Source organism: Pseudomonas quasicaspiana (assembly GCF_021147825.1).
GTDB classification, from domain to species: Bacteria; Pseudomonadota; Gammaproteobacteria; order Pseudomonadales; family Pseudomonadaceae; genus Aquipseudomonas; species Aquipseudomonas quasicaspiana.
This window is the reverse complement of the sequence record NZ_JAGTPI010000014.1, coordinates 16,955-34,205: the sequence shown is the minus strand read 5'-3', so window position 1 is coordinate 34,205 and position 17,251 is coordinate 16,955. Positions and strand designations below refer to the sequence as shown.

General features: G+C 57.6%; 16 protein-coding genes. 15 read left to right on the top strand and 1 reads right to left on the bottom strand.

Annotation, left to right across the window (positions count from 1 at the left end; translation table 11 throughout):
* Window positions 1-29: 29 nt before the first annotated feature.
* The gene (clpS, locus tag KDX30_RS11205) at window positions 30-392 is read right to left on the bottom strand and encodes an ATP-dependent Clp protease adapter ClpS (protein WP_027899409.1); all 363 of its coding nucleotides are present in this window, start codon (window positions 390-392) and stop codon (window positions 30-32) included.
* A 213-nt stretch (window positions 393-605) separates the two neighbouring features.
* Here clpS and cspD point away from each other — a divergent pair, with 213 nt between their 5' ends.
* From cspD to nuoF, 15 genes are all read left to right on the top strand, one after another.
* On the top strand, window positions 606-887 hold the full coding sequence (gene cspD, locus KDX30_RS11200; RefSeq protein ID WP_027899408.1) for a cold shock domain-containing protein CspD: 282 nt from the start codon (window positions 606-608) through the stop codon (window positions 885-887).
* Window positions 888-1,328: 441 nt separating this feature from the next.
* On the top strand, window positions 1,329-3,557 hold the full coding sequence (locus KDX30_RS11195; protein WP_122709156.1) for an NADP-dependent isocitrate dehydrogenase: 2,229 nt from the start codon (window positions 1,329-1,331) through the stop codon (window positions 3,555-3,557).
* Between the two features lie 196 nt (window positions 3,558-3,753).
* Window positions 3,754-4,200 carry an NUDIX hydrolase gene (locus KDX30_RS11190; protein ID WP_099271216.1) on the top strand — a complete coding sequence of 149 codons (447 nt, stop codon included), beginning with the start codon at window positions 3,754-3,756 and terminating at the stop codon, window positions 4,198-4,200.
* A gap of 60 nt (window positions 4,201-4,260) precedes the next feature.
* On the top strand, window positions 4,261-5,391 hold the full coding sequence (gene mnmA, locus KDX30_RS11185) for a tRNA 2-thiouridine(34) synthase MnmA (RefSeq protein ID WP_231666832.1): 1,131 nt from the start codon (window positions 4,261-4,263) through the stop codon (window positions 5,389-5,391).
* Entirely contained in the window at window positions 5,391-6,011 is a 621-nt protein-coding gene (gene hflD, locus KDX30_RS11180; RefSeq protein WP_027899404.1) for a high frequency lysogenization protein HflD, read from the top strand. Before mnmA ends, hflD begins: the two co-directional genes overlap by 1 nt.
* Before the next feature lie 130 nt (window positions 6,012-6,141).
* Window positions 6,142-7,512, top strand: coding sequence for an adenylosuccinate lyase (gene purB, locus KDX30_RS11175; protein WP_027899403.1), 1,371 nt, complete (start codon window positions 6,142-6,144; stop codon window positions 7,510-7,512).
* A gap of 84 nt (window positions 7,513-7,596) precedes the next feature.
* Window positions 7,597-8,763: a ribosomal protein uL16 3-hydroxylase gene (locus tag KDX30_RS11170; RefSeq protein ID WP_231675753.1), complete on the top strand. Its 1,167-nt coding sequence runs from the start codon at window positions 7,597-7,599 to the stop codon at window positions 8,761-8,763.
* Complete coding sequence (locus tag KDX30_RS11165) at window positions 8,756-9,181, top strand: GNAT family N-acetyltransferase (protein ID WP_027899401.1); 426 nt, start codon at window positions 8,756-8,758, stop codon at window positions 9,179-9,181. Before KDX30_RS11170 ends, KDX30_RS11165 begins: the two co-directional genes overlap by 8 nt.
* A gap of 152 nt (window positions 9,182-9,333) precedes the next feature.
* Entirely contained in the window at window positions 9,334-10,074 is a 741-nt protein-coding gene (locus tag KDX30_RS11160) for a secretin N-terminal domain-containing protein (protein ID WP_027899400.1), read from the top strand.
* Between the two features lie 518 nt (window positions 10,075-10,592).
* Window positions 10,593-11,918 carry an isocitrate lyase gene (aceA, locus tag KDX30_RS11155; protein WP_027899399.1) on the top strand — a complete coding sequence of 442 codons (1,326 nt, stop codon included), beginning with the start codon at window positions 10,593-10,595 and terminating at the stop codon, window positions 11,916-11,918.
* Window positions 11,919-12,377: 459 nt separating this feature from the next.
* Complete coding sequence (locus KDX30_RS11150; protein WP_027899398.1) at window positions 12,378-12,791, top strand: NADH-quinone oxidoreductase subunit A; 414 nt, start codon at window positions 12,378-12,380, stop codon at window positions 12,789-12,791.
* A gap of 10 nt (window positions 12,792-12,801) precedes the next feature.
* Entirely contained in the window at window positions 12,802-13,476 is a 675-nt protein-coding gene (locus KDX30_RS11145) for a NuoB/complex I 20 kDa subunit family protein (protein ID WP_027899397.1), read from the top strand.
* A gap of 72 nt (window positions 13,477-13,548) precedes the next feature.
* Entirely contained in the window at window positions 13,549-15,330 is a 1,782-nt protein-coding gene (gene nuoC / locus KDX30_RS11140; RefSeq protein ID WP_027899396.1) for an NADH-quinone oxidoreductase subunit C/D, read from the top strand.
* A gap of 8 nt (window positions 15,331-15,338) precedes the next feature.
* Window positions 15,339-15,836: an NADH-quinone oxidoreductase subunit NuoE gene (gene nuoE / locus KDX30_RS11135; RefSeq protein ID WP_032627860.1), complete on the top strand. Its 498-nt coding sequence runs from the start codon at window positions 15,339-15,341 to the stop codon at window positions 15,834-15,836.
* On the top strand, window positions 15,833-17,188 hold the full coding sequence (gene nuoF, locus KDX30_RS11130) for an NADH-quinone oxidoreductase subunit NuoF (RefSeq protein WP_122709149.1): 1,356 nt from the start codon (window positions 15,833-15,835) through the stop codon (window positions 17,186-17,188). The genes nuoE and nuoF overlap by 4 nt, the downstream gene beginning before the upstream one ends.
* Window positions 17,189-17,251: the final 63 nt, after the last annotated feature.

Genomic DNA, 17,251 nt, shown 5'->3' with positions numbered 1-17,251 from the left:
GCTTCACCTCATACCCAAGTGGTCGGCGATTAACCGTCCTTCTCGATCTCACAGAGTAGCGGATGCTGGCTTTCCCTGGCGTATTGGTTGACCTGCATTGCCTTGGTCTCGGCGATGTCGCGGGTAAACAATCCACATACTGCCCGTCCCTCTGTATGGACGGCCAGCATGACCTTGGTTGCCAGCTCACGATTCAGGTTGAAGAACACCTCGAGCACTTCGACAACGAAATCCATCGGGGTGTAATCATCATTAAATAAAACCACCTTGTACATCGGCGGCGCCTGTAATGTCGGCTTGGCATCCTGAACCGCGATGCCAGCCGCGTCATCCTCATGGGAATCCGGACTGTCCTGATTTGATATTAGTCGAATCTTGCTGATTGCATGCATGAAAGAAAAGTTCGTAAAGGGCGGATTGAATAATGAGTCGCAGTCTGACCGGTTTTCAAATGGACCGCCGCGTGACCTTGACTATCGGCTAATCAGTGTTACAAACAATAGAACCCACATTGGGTAAAAAGGGTCCGCGCAGTCAACCAAAATTTTTTTCGGTCCGGCGGATGAGGTTGATGATACTCCCAACGGAGTCCTTTGCAGAAGGATATGACTATGTATAGCGGTAAGGTCAAATGGTTCAATAATGCGAAAGGCTATGGCTTTATCGTGGAGGACGGGAAGACCGAAGACCTGTTCGCCCACTATTCTGCTATCAAAATGGACGGTTACAAGACCCTCAAGGCAGGTCAGCCCGTCAACTTTGAAATCATCCAGGGCCCCAAGGGAATGCATGCTACAGAGATCAAGGCAGCAGTCACAAATGAGCCAGCAGGGTCGCCCAGCCCTGTCACCACCCGGGCAGGAGTGCAGGAGAAGGTCACCGCCTGATCCGAAAACCTGCCAGATACGCCAATCCTGAAAAATCGGCCGGTTCAGTTATCTGAACCGGCCGATTTCGTTTGTAACGCCTGTTTACAGATGCTCTGCGCGTGTACCGCGAGCCCGCGCTTCCCGCCTACCTCGACCAACGGCCAATACCTTATGCTACCTCAAGCGCTTAGCATTAATGCTTAGCGCCAAGGGTTTGATATACTCCCGCCGTGACTAACGGGTCATAGGGGCAAACCAGTCTGGAAAGAGACTTTGCGCCCTTGTATGCGTTGGGCAGCAACTGCCGTCCGACCGCTTGACGCTCGACTGATGCACCTACCATCATCATCGCGAATAAACCTCGACTCAGGCTCAAGAAAAAGAGACTGCGAGCAAAGTGCATACCCTGCGCGCATCGAGATTTTGTGCATGCTCAGCAAAACAGAGAGTTCATACGAAATGTCCAACCGTTCGAAGATCATCTACACCTTTACCGACGAAGCTCCAGCACTCGCCACCTACTCGCTTCTTCCTATCATCGAAGCCTTCACTGCCTCCTCTGATATCGACGTTGAAACGCGAGACATCTCTCTGGCGGGCCGCATTCTTTCCAGCTTCCCTGAATCCCTGAGCGCTGATCAGCAAATCGGCGACCACCTCGCCGAGCTGGGCAAGCTGGCTACCACACCAGAAGCCAACATCATCAAGCTGCCAAACATCAGCGCCTCGGTCCCTCAACTCAAGGCGACCATCAAAGAACTGCAAGACCTGGGCTTCAAGATCCCTGACTACCCTGAGTCGCCGAGCACAGACGCGGAAAAAGACGTCCGTGCACGCTACGACAAGACCAAAGGCAGCGCCGTGAACCCGGTTCTGCGTGAAGGCAACTCGGACCGCCGCGCACCGTTGTCGGTCAAGAACTACGCTCGCAAGCACCCACATAAAATGGGCGCCTGGGCTGCAGACTCGAAATCCCACATTGCCCACATGAGCAATGGCGACTTCTACGGCAGTGAAAAGGCCGTTCTGATCGGCGCTGCCGATAACGTCAAAATCGAATTGATCGCTCAAGACGGCACAGCCACCGTTCTGAAAGAAAAGACCGCCGTGAAAGAAGGCGAGATCATCGATTCTTCGGTCATGAGCACCAAAGCCCTGCGCAGCTTCATCGCATCGGCTATCGAAGATGCCAAGGCAAAAGGCGTGCTGCTGTCGGTTCACTTGAAAGCCACCATGATGAAGGTCTCCGACCCGATCATGTTCGGCCAGATCGTCGCCGAGTACTACAAGGACGCGCTGACCAAGCACGCCGATGCACTCAAGCAGGCCGGCTTCAACCTGAACAACGGTATCGGCGATCTGTACGACCGTATCAGCGCCCTGCCTGCCGACAAACAGGCTGAAATCAAGGCTGACATCCAGGCCGTGTACGCCTCACGCGCCCCACTGGCAATGGTCAACTCGGACAAAGGCATCACCAACCTGCACGTGCCAAGCGACGTGATCGTCGACGCATCGATGCCGGCCATGATCCGTGACTCGGGCAAAATGTGGAACGCTGCTGGCGAACTGCAGGACACCAAGGCCGTGATCCCGGATCGTTGCTACGCAACCATCTACCAGGCCGTGATCGACGACTGCAAGAAAAACGGCGCTTTCGATCCGACCACCATGGGCAGCGTGCCAAACGTTGGCCTGATGGCGCAAAAAGCTGAAGAGTACGGCTCCCACGACAAGACCTTCCAGATCGCCAGTGCTGGCGTTGTCCGTGTATCGGACAGCAGCGGTAAGGTGCTGATGGAACAGAACGTCGAAGAAGGCGATATCTGGCGCATGTGCCAGGTCAAGGACGCGCCGATCCAGGACTGGGTCAAACTGGCCGTCAACCGCGCTCGCGCCAGCGACACCCCTGCCGTGTTCTGGCTGGACCCGGCTCGTGCTCACGACGCCGAGATGATCAAGAAAGTCCAGAAGTATCTGGCCGATCACGACACTGCAGGTCTGGATATCCGTGTGATGTCGCCGGTAGAAGCCATGGCGTTCACCCTGGAGCGCACACGCGCTGGCAAGGACACCATTTCGGTCACCGGTAACGTACTGCGCGACTACCTGACTGACCTGTTCCCGATCATGGAACTGGGCACAAGCGCCAAGATGCTGTCCATCGTGCCGCTGATGAACGGCGGTGGTCTGTTCGAAACCGGCGCGGGTGGTTCGGCTCCGAAGCACGTTCAGCAACTGGTTGAAGAAAACTTCCTGCGTTGGGATTCCCTGGGTGAGTTCCTGGCTCTGGCCGCTTCCCTGGAGCACCTGGGCAATACCTACAACAACCCGAAAGCCCTGGTTCTGTCGAAGACTCTGGATCAGGCAACCGGTGAGTTCCTGGACCGCAACAAGTCGCCTTCGCGCAAAGTCGGCAACATCGACAACCGCGGCAGCCACTTCTACCTGGCGCTGTTCTGGGCTCAAGCCCTGGCTGCCCAGAATGATGACGCAGCCCTCAAGGCACAGTTCAGCCCAGTGGCGAAAACCCTGGCCGACAACGAAGAAAAAATCGTTGCCGAACTGAACGCTGTACAAGGCAAGCCAGCGGAAATCGGCGGTTACTACTACCCGAACCCTGAGCTGACCAGCAAAGTCATGCGCCCAAGCGCAACCCTGAACGCAGCGATTGCTTCGCTGAACTAAGGTTTTTGCTGCACACAAACCCCGGCCTTGTGCCGGGGTTTGTGTTTGCGCGACACCCGATTTTCTGTAGGAGTGAGCTTGCTCGCGATAGCGTTCTGTCATTCAAAGCATTCATTGCCTGACAGAACGCTATCGCGAGCAAGCTCACTCCTACAGGAAAGCATTACAACTCCACCACCCGAGGAGCAACCACCCCATGAACTGGCAAGCCCACGTCACCGTCGCCACGATCGTCGAAGATCAAGGCAAATTCCTTTTTGTAGAAGAACTCAAGGGCGGCAAGGCAGTACTCAACCAGCCTGCCGGGCATCTTGATCCAGACGAATCCCTGCAGCGCGCCGCGGTACGCGAAACCCTCGAAGAAACCGGCTGGGACGTCGAACTGACCAGCGTCATCGGCATTTATCTGTATACCGCGCCGAGCAACGGTGTGACCTATCAGCGCATCTGCTTTGCCGCTAAACCGCTGCGCCACAATCCAGAGTATCAACTGGACGACGGCATCATCGGCCCGCTGTGGCTGACCCGGGATGAACTGGTGGCCCAACAGGAGCGCTGGCGCAGCGAGCTGGTGCTGCGTTGTGTGGACGATTACCTGAACGGCGAACACTTCAGTCTCGACCTGCTACGCGACAAGGCGTGAGACTCCCGCCGCCGGGCCTGTTAGAATCGCGTCCTTTTCGAAGCTACCCATTGAATTCCTATGCCTGATTCGACCCTTTCCGATACTGCACAGAAGCGCGTCATCGTCGGCATGTCCGGCGGCGTAGACTCTTCGGTTTCTGCCGTTCTGCTCATGGAGCAGGGCTATCAGGTGGAAGGCCTGTTCATGAAGAACTGGGAAGAAGACGATGGAACGGAATACTGCACCGCCCGTGAAGACCTGGCCGACGCCCAGGCCGTGTGCGACAAGATCGGCATCAAACTGCATACCGCCAACTTCGCTGCTGAATACTGGGACAACGTGTTCGAGCACTTCCTGGCCGAATACAAGGCCGGTCGCACGCCGAACCCGGACATTCTGTGTAACCGCGAAATCAAGTTCAAGGCGTTCCTCGATTACGCCCTGATGCTTGGCGCTGACCTGATTGCCACCGGCCACTACGTGCGCCGCCGGGATATCGATGGCCGCACCGAATTGCTCAAGGGTCTGGACCCGAACAAAGACCAGAGCTACTTCCTGCATGCCGTCGGTGGCGACCAGATCGCCCGGACCCTGTTCCCTGTCGGCGAACTGGAAAAGCCAGAAGTACGTGCCATCGCTGAGAAACACGGTCTGGCGACGGCAAAAAAGAAAGACTCAACCGGCATCTGCTTCATTGGCGAACGTCGTTTCACAGATTTCCTTCGCCAGTACCTGCCCGCTCAACCCGGCGAGATCAAGACCACCGAGGGTGAAGTAATCGGTCGCCACAGCGGCTTGATGTACCACACCATCGGCCAGCGCCAGGGCCTGGGCATTGGCGGTCTGAAAGACGCCAGCGATGACCCGTGGTACGTGCTGGTCAAGGACCTTGAGAACAACGAGCTGATCGTGGGTCAGGGCAACGATCACCCCTGGCTGTTCTCCCGGGCCCTCGTGGCTTCGCAGATCTACTGGGTCAACCCGATCGCCCTGAGCACGCCGCGTCGCCTGACTGCTAAAGTGCGCTACCGCCAAAGCGATCAGCTTTGCACGCTGGAGCAGACCGCCGACGGCTATCGCGCCACCTTCGACGAACCGCAACGCGCCGTTACACCGGGCCAGTCCGTGGTGTTTTATGACGGCGAAATCTGCTTGGGCGGCGGCGTGATTGAAATCGCCGAAGCCTGGCACAGCAAGGACAAGCGTTGATGACCCCGATTCAGGAGCAATTGGTCGCACTGGCTGGCGTATTTCAGGCCGCCGTACTGGTAGACCGCATAGCAAAGACCGGTCAGAGCAGCGAAGCAGTTCTGGGCTGCATGCTCGGCAGCCTGCTGGTGCAGGATCCCAAAGACACGCTGGACGTTTACGGTGGCGACGACCTGAACCTGCGCGAAGGCTACCGCGCCCTCGCCAGCGCACTGGAACGCGATCCGTCGACGCTGCAGCGCGAACCTCTGCGTTACGCCCTGTCGATGCTGGGCCTGGAAAGACAACTGGCCAAGCGCGACGACATGCTGCAAACCGTAGGCAACCGCCTGCCGCAAATCCAGTCTCAGGTTGAACACTTCGGCATCGCCCACGAAAACGTTATCGCGGCCTGTGGCGCTTTGTATCAGGACACCCTGAGTACCCTGCGCCAGCGCATTCAGGTGCATGGCGACATGCGCAACCTGCAACAGCCGAGCAATGCCTCGAAAATCCGCGCCCTGCTGTTGGCAGGTATTCGCTCTGCTCGCCTGTGGCGACAAAATGGCGGCCATCGCTGGCAACTGGTCGTAAGCCGTCGCAAGTTATTGAAAGAACTGTACCCATTGATGCATGGCTGATTCGCCACGCATTTGCAGAAACTGCTGACAAACATCGCGTGACATACGCTGGTCAGGCCGACCCGATCCAGCCTGGTTTTCATGTATGATACGCGCCCCTTTTCGTTGCCTGACTGTCCGAGAGCACCCTATGCAGCTTTCTTCGCTCACTGCGGTTTCCCCTGTTGACGGCCGCTACGCCGGTAAAACCGAGGCCTTGCGCCCAATTTTCAGCGAGTACGGTCTGATCCGTTTTCGCGTCATGGTTGAAGTGCGCTGGCTCCAGCGTCTGGCCGCACACCCTGAAATCACTGAAGTCCCAGCGTTTTCAGCTGAAGCCAACGCCATCCTCAACACCTTGGCGGAAGACTTCTCGATCACCCACGCAGAGCGCGTGAAAGAAATCGAGCGCACCACCAACCACGACGTCAAGGCCGTGGAATACCTGCTCAAGGAACAGGCTGCCAAGCTGCCTGAACTGGACAAGGTGAGTGAGTTCATTCACTTCGCCTGCACCAGCGAGGACATCAACAACCTGTCCCACGCCCTGATGCTGCGCGAAGGCCGCGACAACGTGATGCTGCCCCTGATGCGCAAGATCGCTGACTCAATCCGCGAGTTGGCCATCCGCTTCGCTGACGTTCCAATGCTGTCGCGCACCCACGGTCAACCAGCCTCCCCGACCACTCTGGGTAAAGAACTGGCCAACGTTGTGTACCGTCTGGAGCGTCAGATCGCCCAGATCGCTGCGGTACCGCTGCTGGGCAAGATCAACGGTGCAGTCGGCAACTACAACGCACACATCTCGGCTTACCCGTCCATCGACTGGGAAGCCAACGCACGCGCCTTCATCGAAGACGAGCTGGGTCTGGGCTTCAACCCTTACACCACGCAGATCGAACCGCACGACTACATTGCCGAGCTGTTCGACGCCATTGCGCGCTTCAACACCATCCTGATCGACTTTGACCGCGATATCTGGGGCTACATCTCTCTGGGTTACTTCAAACAGCGCACGATTGCTGGCGAAATCGGTTCGTCGACCATGCCGCACAAGGTCAACCCGATCGACTTCGAAAACTCCGAAGGCAACCTGGGTATCGCCAACGCACTGTTCCAGCACCTGGCGAGCAAGCTGCCTATCTCCCGCTGGCAGCGCGACCTGACCGACTCCACCGTGCTGCGCAACCTGGGCGTCGGCTTCGCCCACAGCGTTATCGCTTACGAAGCCACCCTCAAGGGCATCAGCAAGCTGGAGCTCAACGAGCAGAAAATCGCCGCTGATCTGGACGCTTGCTGGGAAGTCCTGGCTGAGCCGATTCAGACCGTCATGCGTCGCTACAACATCGAAAACCCGTATGAGAAGCTGAAAGAACTGACACGCGGCAAGGGCATCAGCCCTGAAGCCCTGCAGACGTTCATCGATACGCTGGACATGCCTGCCGAGGCCAAGGCCGAGTTGAATAAACTCACTCCGGCCAATTACATCGGTAATGCGGTAGCCCAAGCCAAGCGCATCTGACCCGCATCACATCAGTGCACACGCCCGGCAGTGCCGGGCGTTTTTATTGCAGTCCCGAAAAGACAAACTTTCAATAGGTTACACATGAATCCTGATATTCCTCTTCAACTTCTGGGCGGCATCAGCGCGCGCGTTTTCCTGCGTGACTACTGGCAGAAAAAGCCACTCCTGATCCGTCAGGCCCTGCCGGGCTTTCAGAGCCCGATCGATCCTGACGAGCTGGCTGGCCTGGCCCTGGAAGAAGAGGTCGAATCGCGACTGGTCATCGAGAACGGCGAGCGCCCATGGGAGCTGCGTCGCGGCCCGTTCGCGGAAGACGAGTTCAGCAAGCTGCCGGAAAAAGACTGGACGCTGCTGGTTCAGGCGGTTGACCAGTTCGTGCCGGAAGTCAGCGAACTGCTGGAAAACTTCCGCTTCCTGCCAAGCTGGCGCATCGATGACGTCATGGTCAGCTTCGCCGCACCGGGTGGCGGTGTCGGCCCGCATTTCGACAACTACGACGTGTTCCTGCTACAGGGCCACGGCAAGCGTCACTGGCAGATCGGCCAGATGTGCGACTCCGATAGCCCGCTGCTGCAACACGCCGACCTGCGAATCCTGTCTGACTTCCAGATGACTGAAGAGTGGACGCTGGAACCGGGCGACATGCTTTACCTGCCGCCGCGCCTCGCCCACTGCGGCGTCGCCGTTGATGACTGCCTGACGTACTCGGTCGGCTTCCGCGCCCCGAGCGCTGCCGAAGTGCTGACCCACTTCACCGACTTCCTCAGCCAGTTCACGCCTGATGAAGAGCGCTACACGGATGCAGATGCCCAACCGGCCAACGATCCTCATCAGATCCAGCACGACGCGCTCGACCGCCTGAAAGCCTTGCTGGCTGAACACATGGGCGACGAGCGCCTGCTGCTGACCTGGTTCGGCCAGTTCATGACAGAACCACGCTACCCGGAACTGGTAACAGGTCCGGAGCTGGAAGAAGAAGACCTGCTGAGCAGTCTCGAACAGGGCGCAGTTCTCATTCGCAACCCAAGCGCACGTCTGGCGTGGTCCGAAGTTGATGACGACCTGCTACTGTTCGCCAGTGGTCAAAGCCGTCTGCTGCCGGGCAGCCTGCGGGAACTGCTGAAAATGATCTGCGCTGCCGATGCCCTGCACAGTGACAACCTCGGCCAATGGTTGGCCGATGAAGAAGGACGCAACCTGCTCTGTGAGCTGGTAAAACAAGGAAGCCTGGGGTTTGCCGATGAATAGAACCAACGTGCGTGTTGCCGACTGGCACAAAGACAACGCTGACATCCGCCGTGTACGCGATGCTGTGTTTGTTGCTGAGCAGTCGGTGCCGCCGGAGCTGGAATGGGATGCTGAAGACATCGACGCTATTCACTTTCTGGCACTGGAGGGTGACTTTGCCATTGGCACAGCCCGCCTGTTGCCGGACGGTGAAATAGGTCGGCTGTCAGTGCTCAAGGACTGGCGCGGCATGAACGTCGGTGAAGCGCTGCTCAGCGCCGTCATCAACGAAGCCGAGCGACGTGATCTGAGGCAACAAAAACTCAGTGGTCAGGTACAAGCCGTGGAGTTTTACGAACGCTTCGGCTTTACCGTCGTCAGTGAAGAGTTTCTTGAGGCAGGACTGCCTCACGTGAATATGACCCGCCACTCAGGCTGAAAGACCTGAATTGACGCCCTGCCCGCCTGCGCCAGCTGTCTATGCTGGTAAAGGTCGGCAGGGCGTTTTGCGTTTGAAGATTCAACTTGCGCGTCCACAGGCCGACAAACTGGCAAACTCAGGTCTTTTAGACGTTCCAGGAGATTGGATTTATGTTCCTGCGCCCCCTGCTTACCTCGCTGCTGCTGATATGTAGTGTCGGTGTCATGGCCGCTACCGAAGTGGTTCCCCTCAACTACCGGACCAGCGATGACCTGCTGCCAGTGGCCAAATCCTTCCTCGGCCCGGACGGTACGGTCAGCGCTTATAACAACCAGCTGATCGTCAATGCCGAGCCGCGCAAAATCGAAGAACTGCGCGCGTTGCTCTCACAACTTGATGTCGCCGCCAAACGCTTGCTGATCAGCGTCGACACCAGCGATAGCGCTTCACGTAGCAGCAATGGCATCAATCAGAACCGCGTCATCAACTATGGCACTGCCAGCCGCGAGGGTGGCGTGCAACAGGTGCAAGCCAGCGAAGGCACGCCAGCGTTGATTCAGGTGGGTCAGAGCGTGCCCGTTACAACGTCACGGACCGACAATTACGGCTATGCCCAGAGCAACACCGAATATCGCAACGTGACTCAGGGCTTCTACGTTACAGCCAGCGTGACCGGCGACATCGTGCACCTGAACATCAGCACCAATCGGGATCGCGTCAGCCAGGAACGGTCCGACACCTTCAAGGTGCAAAGTACCGACAGCCAGGTCAGCGGCCGCCTCGGTGAATGGATCACTCTGGCGGGCGTGAGCGATCAGTCAGTTGCTGACCGCCAAGGCAATACGCAGCAGTATTCAACCCAGGGTCGAGAGGACATGACATTGCGCGTCATGGTGCAAACCCTTGAGTGAGAAGGCTCCCGCAAAATCGGGCACTACAGGGCCTTTTACTGACTGACCAGTCGCACCGGAGCAAATATGTAGTGATAACAAAAAAGCACTACAAAACGTTTGACGGGTCAAAAATGGCGAGGCATGATTGCCTCGCTCCCGCTAATCAGAGGCCCTGAAGAGAGCCTTCGGGTCGCGCTCAAATCCTACGAGCCGATTCGTGTCTGTATCGCCCACAAGGCAGTTTGACGAGGTTGCGACTGGAACGAAGTTGTCCTGAGGGACGGAAGCGTATTACGGTCCATCGACAAAGCTGCTGAGTGACGAAATCGGGCGTCCCAGATGTCCGACTGCACGCCACAGCTACGCCCTGAACTCGCCTTTCCCGCCTCGAACGACCTCTTCCCGCCGCCACCGCGCAAATCAGGCTCATAGTCAGACATCTGATCAGCGAGCAGCCATCCATGTGCCTTCGATATCCGGGGCGTTTTGGCGGAGCAGGACATTCCAACAAAACCTATGTGAAAGGGGTTTCGCTCATGGCACTGACACGCGAACAACAAATAGCAGCTCTCGAGAAAGACTGGGCTGAAAATCCGCGCTGGAAAAATGTGACCCGTACGTATTCCGCCGCTGACGTCGTCCGCCTGCGTGGCTCGGTTCAACCTGAACACACGTTCGCCAGGAATGGCGCAGAGAAGCTCTGGAATCTGGTCACCCAAGGTGCCAAGCCTTCCTTCCGTCCTGACAAGGACTTCGTTAACTGCATGGGCGCTCTTACTGGCGGTCAGGCGGTACAACAGGTCAAGGCCGGTATTCAGGCGATTTATCTGTCTGGTTGGCAGGTAGCCGCCGACAATAATTCGGCCGAATCGATGTACCCCGATCAATCGCTGTACCCAGTGGACTCGGTGCCGACCGTAGTCAAGCGCATCAATAACTCCTTCCGCCGTGCCGACCAGATTCAGTGGAAAGCAGGGAAAGGTCCGGGCGATGAAGGATACATCGATTACTTCGCGCCCATCGTAGCGGATGCCGAAGCCGGGTTTGGCGGCGTACTCAACGCTTACGAACTGATGAAGAGCATGATCGAAGCGGGTGCCGCGGGCGTGCACTTCGAAGACCAACTGGCATCGGTCAAGAAATGCGGCCACATGGGCGGCAAGGTTCTGGTACCCACCCAGGAAGCCGTACAAAAATTGGTGGCCGCTCGCCTGGCGGCGGACGTTGCCGGTGTACCGACGATTATTCTGGCGCGTACCGACGCAAACGCTGCTGACCTGCTGACGTCTGACTGCGATCCGTATGACAAACCTTTCGTAACCGGCACCCGAACGCACGAAGGCTTCTACAAGGTACGCGCCGGGCTGGATCAGGCCATCGCTCGTGGCCTGGCCTACGCGCCTTATGCCGATCTGATCTGGTGTGAAACCGCCAAGCCGGATCTGGACGAAGCCCGTCGTTTTGCCGAGGCGATCAAGAAGGAGTACCCGGATCAGTTGCTCTCCTACAACTGCTCACCGTCCTTCAACTGGAAGAAGAATCTGGACGACGCGACCATTGCCAAATTCCAGCGCGAGCTTTCGGCTATGGGTTACAAGCACCAGTTCATTACCTTGGCGGGTATTCACAACATGTGGCACAGCATGTTCAACCTGGCGCACGACTACGCCCGCAACGACATGACCGCCTACGTGAAACTGCAGGAGCAGGAATTCGCCGATGCCGCCAAGGGTTACACCTTTGTTGCGCACCAGCAGGAAGTGGGCACCGGCTATTTCGATGACGTGACTACCGTGATTCAGGGGGGCGTGTCTTCGGTAACGGCACTGACGGGTTCGACAGAGGAAGAGCAGTTTCACTGATTGAAATGTGCGGCGCCCTTATCGCGGGCAAGCACCGCTCCCACAGGAAAAACTTGATCCCCTGTGGGAGCGGTGCTTGGTCTGGGCGGCATTCCGACGATAAGGTCAATAGAGAATTATCAGAAAACCGCCTAAAGCAGCAACTACCTCACATTTAAAGCTATTAACCTCGCCCAACAACAAATGATACTTATTATCATTTAGAAAACAGTCCTTCTTCCGTAACTTTTTAGAACGAAACATAATTAGCTTAAACCCCGCCAACCCCCGCCCCGCCTGCTCCAAACCCTCAACTCAGGGCTGTAAGTGATTAATTGCACAAATTAATTTGATATAGAAAATTTACTTGCCCTGTTTTTGCACATAAAATCATCGAAATTGATTTCGCTGCGACATATCGTCGCTGCATATACTATTTTCAAGCTCAGAGACCATTGATCTCTGTCAAGGAATGCCAGCATGTCCGAATCGACAGGTTTGATTGCCCACAACTGGGGCTTCGCCATTTTCCTTTTGGGTGTAGTCGGCCTGTGCGCCTTCATGCTCGGTGTTTCCAGCCTCTTGGGTAGCAAAGCCTGGGGCCGCAGCAAAAACGAACCGTTTGAATCCGGCATGCTGCCCACCGGCAGCGCCCGCCTCCGCCTTTCGGCAAAATTCTATCTGGTCGCGATGCTCTTCGTGATCTTCGACATTGAAGCCCTATATCTCTTTGCCTGGTCTGTGTCCGTCCGCGAAAGCGGCTGGACCGGATTCGTCGAAGCACTCGTTTTCATAGCAATTCTGTTGGCAGGTCTTGTCTACCTATGGCGGGTTGGAGCGCTGGATTGGGCTCCTGAAGGTCGCCGTAATCGGCAAGCGAAGCTAAAACAATGAGGCTTTGGCGATGCAATACAATCTCACCAGGATCGACCCGGATGCTCCAAATGACGAGTATCCAATCGGCAAACGGGAAACTGTTTCCGACCCGCTAGAAGATCAAGTCCACAAAAACATCTACATGGGCAAGCTGGAAGACGTGCTGAGTGGCGCGGTCAACTGGGGGCGTAAAAACTCCCTGTGGCCGTACAACTTCGGCTTGTCGTGCTGCTATGTGGAAATGACAACCGCCTTCACGGCGCCCCACGACATCGCCCGCTTCGGCGCCGAGGTTATCCGGGCATCGCCGCGTCAGGCGGATTTCATGGTTATTGCCGGTACTTGCTTCATCAAGATGGCGCCGATCATTCAGCGTCTCTACGAGCAAATGCTCGAACCTAAATGGGTTATTTCCATGGGTTCGTGCGCCAACTCCGGTGGTATGTACGACATTTATTCCGTGGTTCAGGGCGTGGACAAGTTCCTTCCTGTGGATGTCTATGTGCCCGGCTGCCCGCCCCGCCCCGAAGCATTTCTGCAAGGCTTGATGCTGTTGCAGGAATCCATCGGCCAGGAGCGTCGCCCTCTTTCCTGGGTCGTCGGTGACCAAGGCGTATATCGCGCCGAGATGCCGTCGCAAAAGGAACAGCGCCGCGAACAGCGAATTGCAGTCACCAATCTGCGCAGCCCCGACGAAGTCTGATCCAGAACTGTTCCTTTTAAAGAACGAATAGCTGGCTTCATTCTTTACGTTGACCGAAAGCGATAAAAAACCATGACTACAGGCAGTGCTCTGTACATCCCGCCTTACAAGGCAGACGACCAAGACGTCGTCGTAGAATTGAACAACCGTTTTGGCGCCGAGGCGTTCACCGCCCAATCGACCCGCACTGGCATGCCTGTGCTGTGGGTCGAGCGTGCGCGCCTGATCGAGGTGCTGACCTTCCTGCGTCAGCTGCCCAAACCTTACGTCATGCTGTACGACCTGCATGGCGTGGACGAGCGTCTGCGTACCAAGCGCCATGGCTTGCCGGGTGCTGACTTCAGCGTGTTCTACCACTTGCTGTCGATCGAACGTAACAGCGACGTGATGATCAAGGTAGCGCTGTCCGAAAGTGATCTAAGCCTGCCGACCGTAACCCGCATCTGGCCCAACGCCAACTGGTACGAGCGTGAAGTCTGGGACATGTTCGGTATCGACTTCCCAGGTCACCCGCACCTGAGCCGCATCATGATGCCGCCGACCTGGGAAGGTCACCCGCTGCGCAAGGACTTCCCGGCGCGCGCCACCGAATTCGATCCGTTCAGCCTGACGCTGGCCAAGCAGCAGCTTGAAGAAGAAGCCGCGCGCTTCAATCCGGAAGACTGGGGCATGAAGCGCTCCGGCACGAACGAGGACTACATGTTCCTCAACCTGGGCCCGAACCACCCTTCGGCTCACGGTGCGTTCCGTATCATCCTGCAGCTGGACGGTGAAGAAATCGTCGATTGCGTTCCGGACATTGGCTACCACCACCGTGGTGCCGAGAAAATGGCCGAGCGTCAGTCGTGGCACAGCTTCATTCCGTACACCGACCGGATCGATTATCTGGGCGGCGTGATGAACAACCTGCCGTACGTGCTCTCAGTCGAGAAACTGGCTGGCATCAAGGTGCCTGAGAAAGTCGACACCATCCGAATCATGATGGCCGAGTTCTTCCGGATCACCAGCCACTTGCTGTTCCTGGGTACTTACATTCAGGACGTGGGCGCCATGACTCCGGTGTTCTTCACCTTCACCGACCGGCAGAAAGCCTACACGGTGATCGAAGCCATCACCGGTTTCCGTCTGCACCCGGCCTGGTATCGCATCGGTGGCGTTGCCCACGACCTGCCACGCGGTTGGGAAAAACTGGTCAAGGATTTCGTTGACTGGCTGCCGAAGCGTCTCGACGAATACACCAAAGCGGCTCTGCAAAACAGCATCCTCAAAGGCCGGACCATTGGTGTCGCTGCCTATAACACCAAAGAGGCCCTCGAATGGGGTGTCACCGGTGCAGGCCTGCGTTCCACCGGTTGCGATTTCGACCTGCGTAAAGCGCGTCCTTACTCCGGCTACGAGAACTTCGAGTTTGAAGTGCCGCTGGCGGCCAATGGTGATGCCTACGACCGCTGCATGGTTCGCGTCGAAGAAATGCGCCAGAGCATCAAGATCATCGACCAGTGCATGCGCAACATGCCGGAAGGCCCGTACAAGGCGGATCACCCGCTGACCACGCCGCCGCCGAAAGAGCGCACGCTGCAGCACATCGAGACCTTGATCACGCACTTCCTGCAAGTTTCGTGGGGCCCGGTCATGCCAGCCAACGAATCCTTCCAGATGATTGAAGCGACCAAGGGCATCAACAGTTACTACCTGACGAGCGACGGCGGCACCATGAGCTACCGTACCCGGATCCGCACCCCAAGTTTCCCGCATCTGCAACAGATCCCTTCGGTGATCAAAGGCAGCATGGTCGCGGACTTGATCGCGTACCTGGGTAGTATCGATTTCGTTATGGCCGACGTGGACCGCTAAGCATGAGCATGAACAGCACGCTTATCCAGACAGACCGTTTCGCCCTGAGCGAAACCGAGCGCTCGGCCATCGAGCACGAGCTGCATCACTACGAGGACCCGCGCGCGGCGTCCATCGAAGCCCTGAAGATCGTTCAGAAGGAACGCGGCTGGGTGCCGGACGGCGCGATCTACGCCATCGGCGAACTTATTGGCATCCCTGCCAGCGACGTTGAAGGTGTGGCGACGTTCTACAGCCAGATCTTCCGCCAGCCGGTTGGCCGACACATCATCCGTGTCTGCAACAGCATGGTCTGCTTTATTGCCGGCCATGAATCAGTGGTCGAAGAAATCCAGAGCTCGCTGGGCATCGCCCCGGGCCAGACCACGGCCGACGGCCGCTTCACCCTGCTGCCGGTCTGCTGCCTGGGCAACTGCGACAAAGCCCCGGCCGTGATGGTCGACGATGACACCTTTGGCGACGTGCAACCCGGCACCGTGGCCAAGATGCTGGAGGGTTACCCATGACCATCACTTCCTTCGGCCCTGCCAACCGCATTGCGCGCACGGCAGAAACCCATCCGCTGACCTGGCGTCTGCGTGACGATGGCGAGCCGGTCTGGCTCGACGAATATCAGGCCAAAGACGGTTATGCGGCGGCGCGCAAGGCGCTCACCCAGCAATCGCCTGACGATATTGTCCAGTCCGTCAAAGACTCCGGCCTTAAAGGTCGCGGCGGCGCGGGCTTCCCCACTGGCGTTAAGTGGGGCCTGATGCCCAAAGACGAATCCATGAACATCCGCTACCTGCTGTGCAACGCGGATGAAATGGAGCCCAACACCTGGAAAGACCGGATGTTGATGGAACAGCTGCCGCATCTGTTGGTGGAAGGCATGCTGATCAGTGCTCGCGCCCTGAAAGCCTATCGCGGCTATATCTTCCTGCGCGGCGAATACGTCACTGCGGCCAAGCACCTCAATCGTGCCGTGGCAGAAGCCAAAGCAGCCGGTCTGCTGGGCAAGAACATTCTGGGCACCGGCTTTGATTTCGAGCTGTTTGTGCACACCGGCGCCGGGCGTTACATCTGCGGTGAAGAAACCGCACTGATCAACTCCCTGGAAGGCCGTCGCGCCAACCCGCGCTCCAAGCCGCCCTTCCCTGCCGCCGTTGGCGTGTGGGGCAAGCCGACGTGCGTGAACAACGTCGAAACGCTGTGCAACGTACCGGCCATCGTTGGCAACGGTAATGACTGGTACAAGTCCATCGCCCGCGAAGGCAGCGAAGACCACGGCACCAAGCTGATGGGGTTCTCCGGCAAGGTGAAAAACCCTGGCCTGTGGGAACTGCCTTTCGGCGTGCAGGCCCGTGAGTTGTTCGAAGACTACGCAGGCGGCATGCGCGACGGTTACAAGCTCAAGTGCTGGCAGCCAGGCGGCGCCGGTACTGGCTTCCTGCTGCCAGAACACCTGGAAGCGCAAATGTATGCCGGTGGCATCGCCAAGGTCGGCACCCGGATGGGTACCGGTCTGGCCATGGCCGTTGACGACAAGGTCAACATGGTCTCGCTGCTGCGCAACATGGAAGAGTTCTTCGCTCAGGAATCCTGCGGTTTCTGCACCCCTTGCCGTGACGGTTTGCCATGGAGCGTGAAGATTCTGCGCGCCCTGGAAAAAGGTGTCGGCCAGGCGGGTGATATCGAAACCCTGCTGGGACTCGTTGGCTTCCTTGGCCCGGGCAAGACCTTCTGCGCTCACGCACCGGGTGCCGTGGAGCCGCTGGGCAGTGCGATCAAATATTTCCGCCCGGAGTTCGAGGCCGGTATCGCGCCCACCAGCGCAGCCGTTCCCCCTCTGGCAAGACCGATCATCGTCGGCGCGTAACCGTTTGCAAGGCCGGGGGACATCCCCCGGTTCATCGCACGATGACGCCGTGAAGGCTGTTTA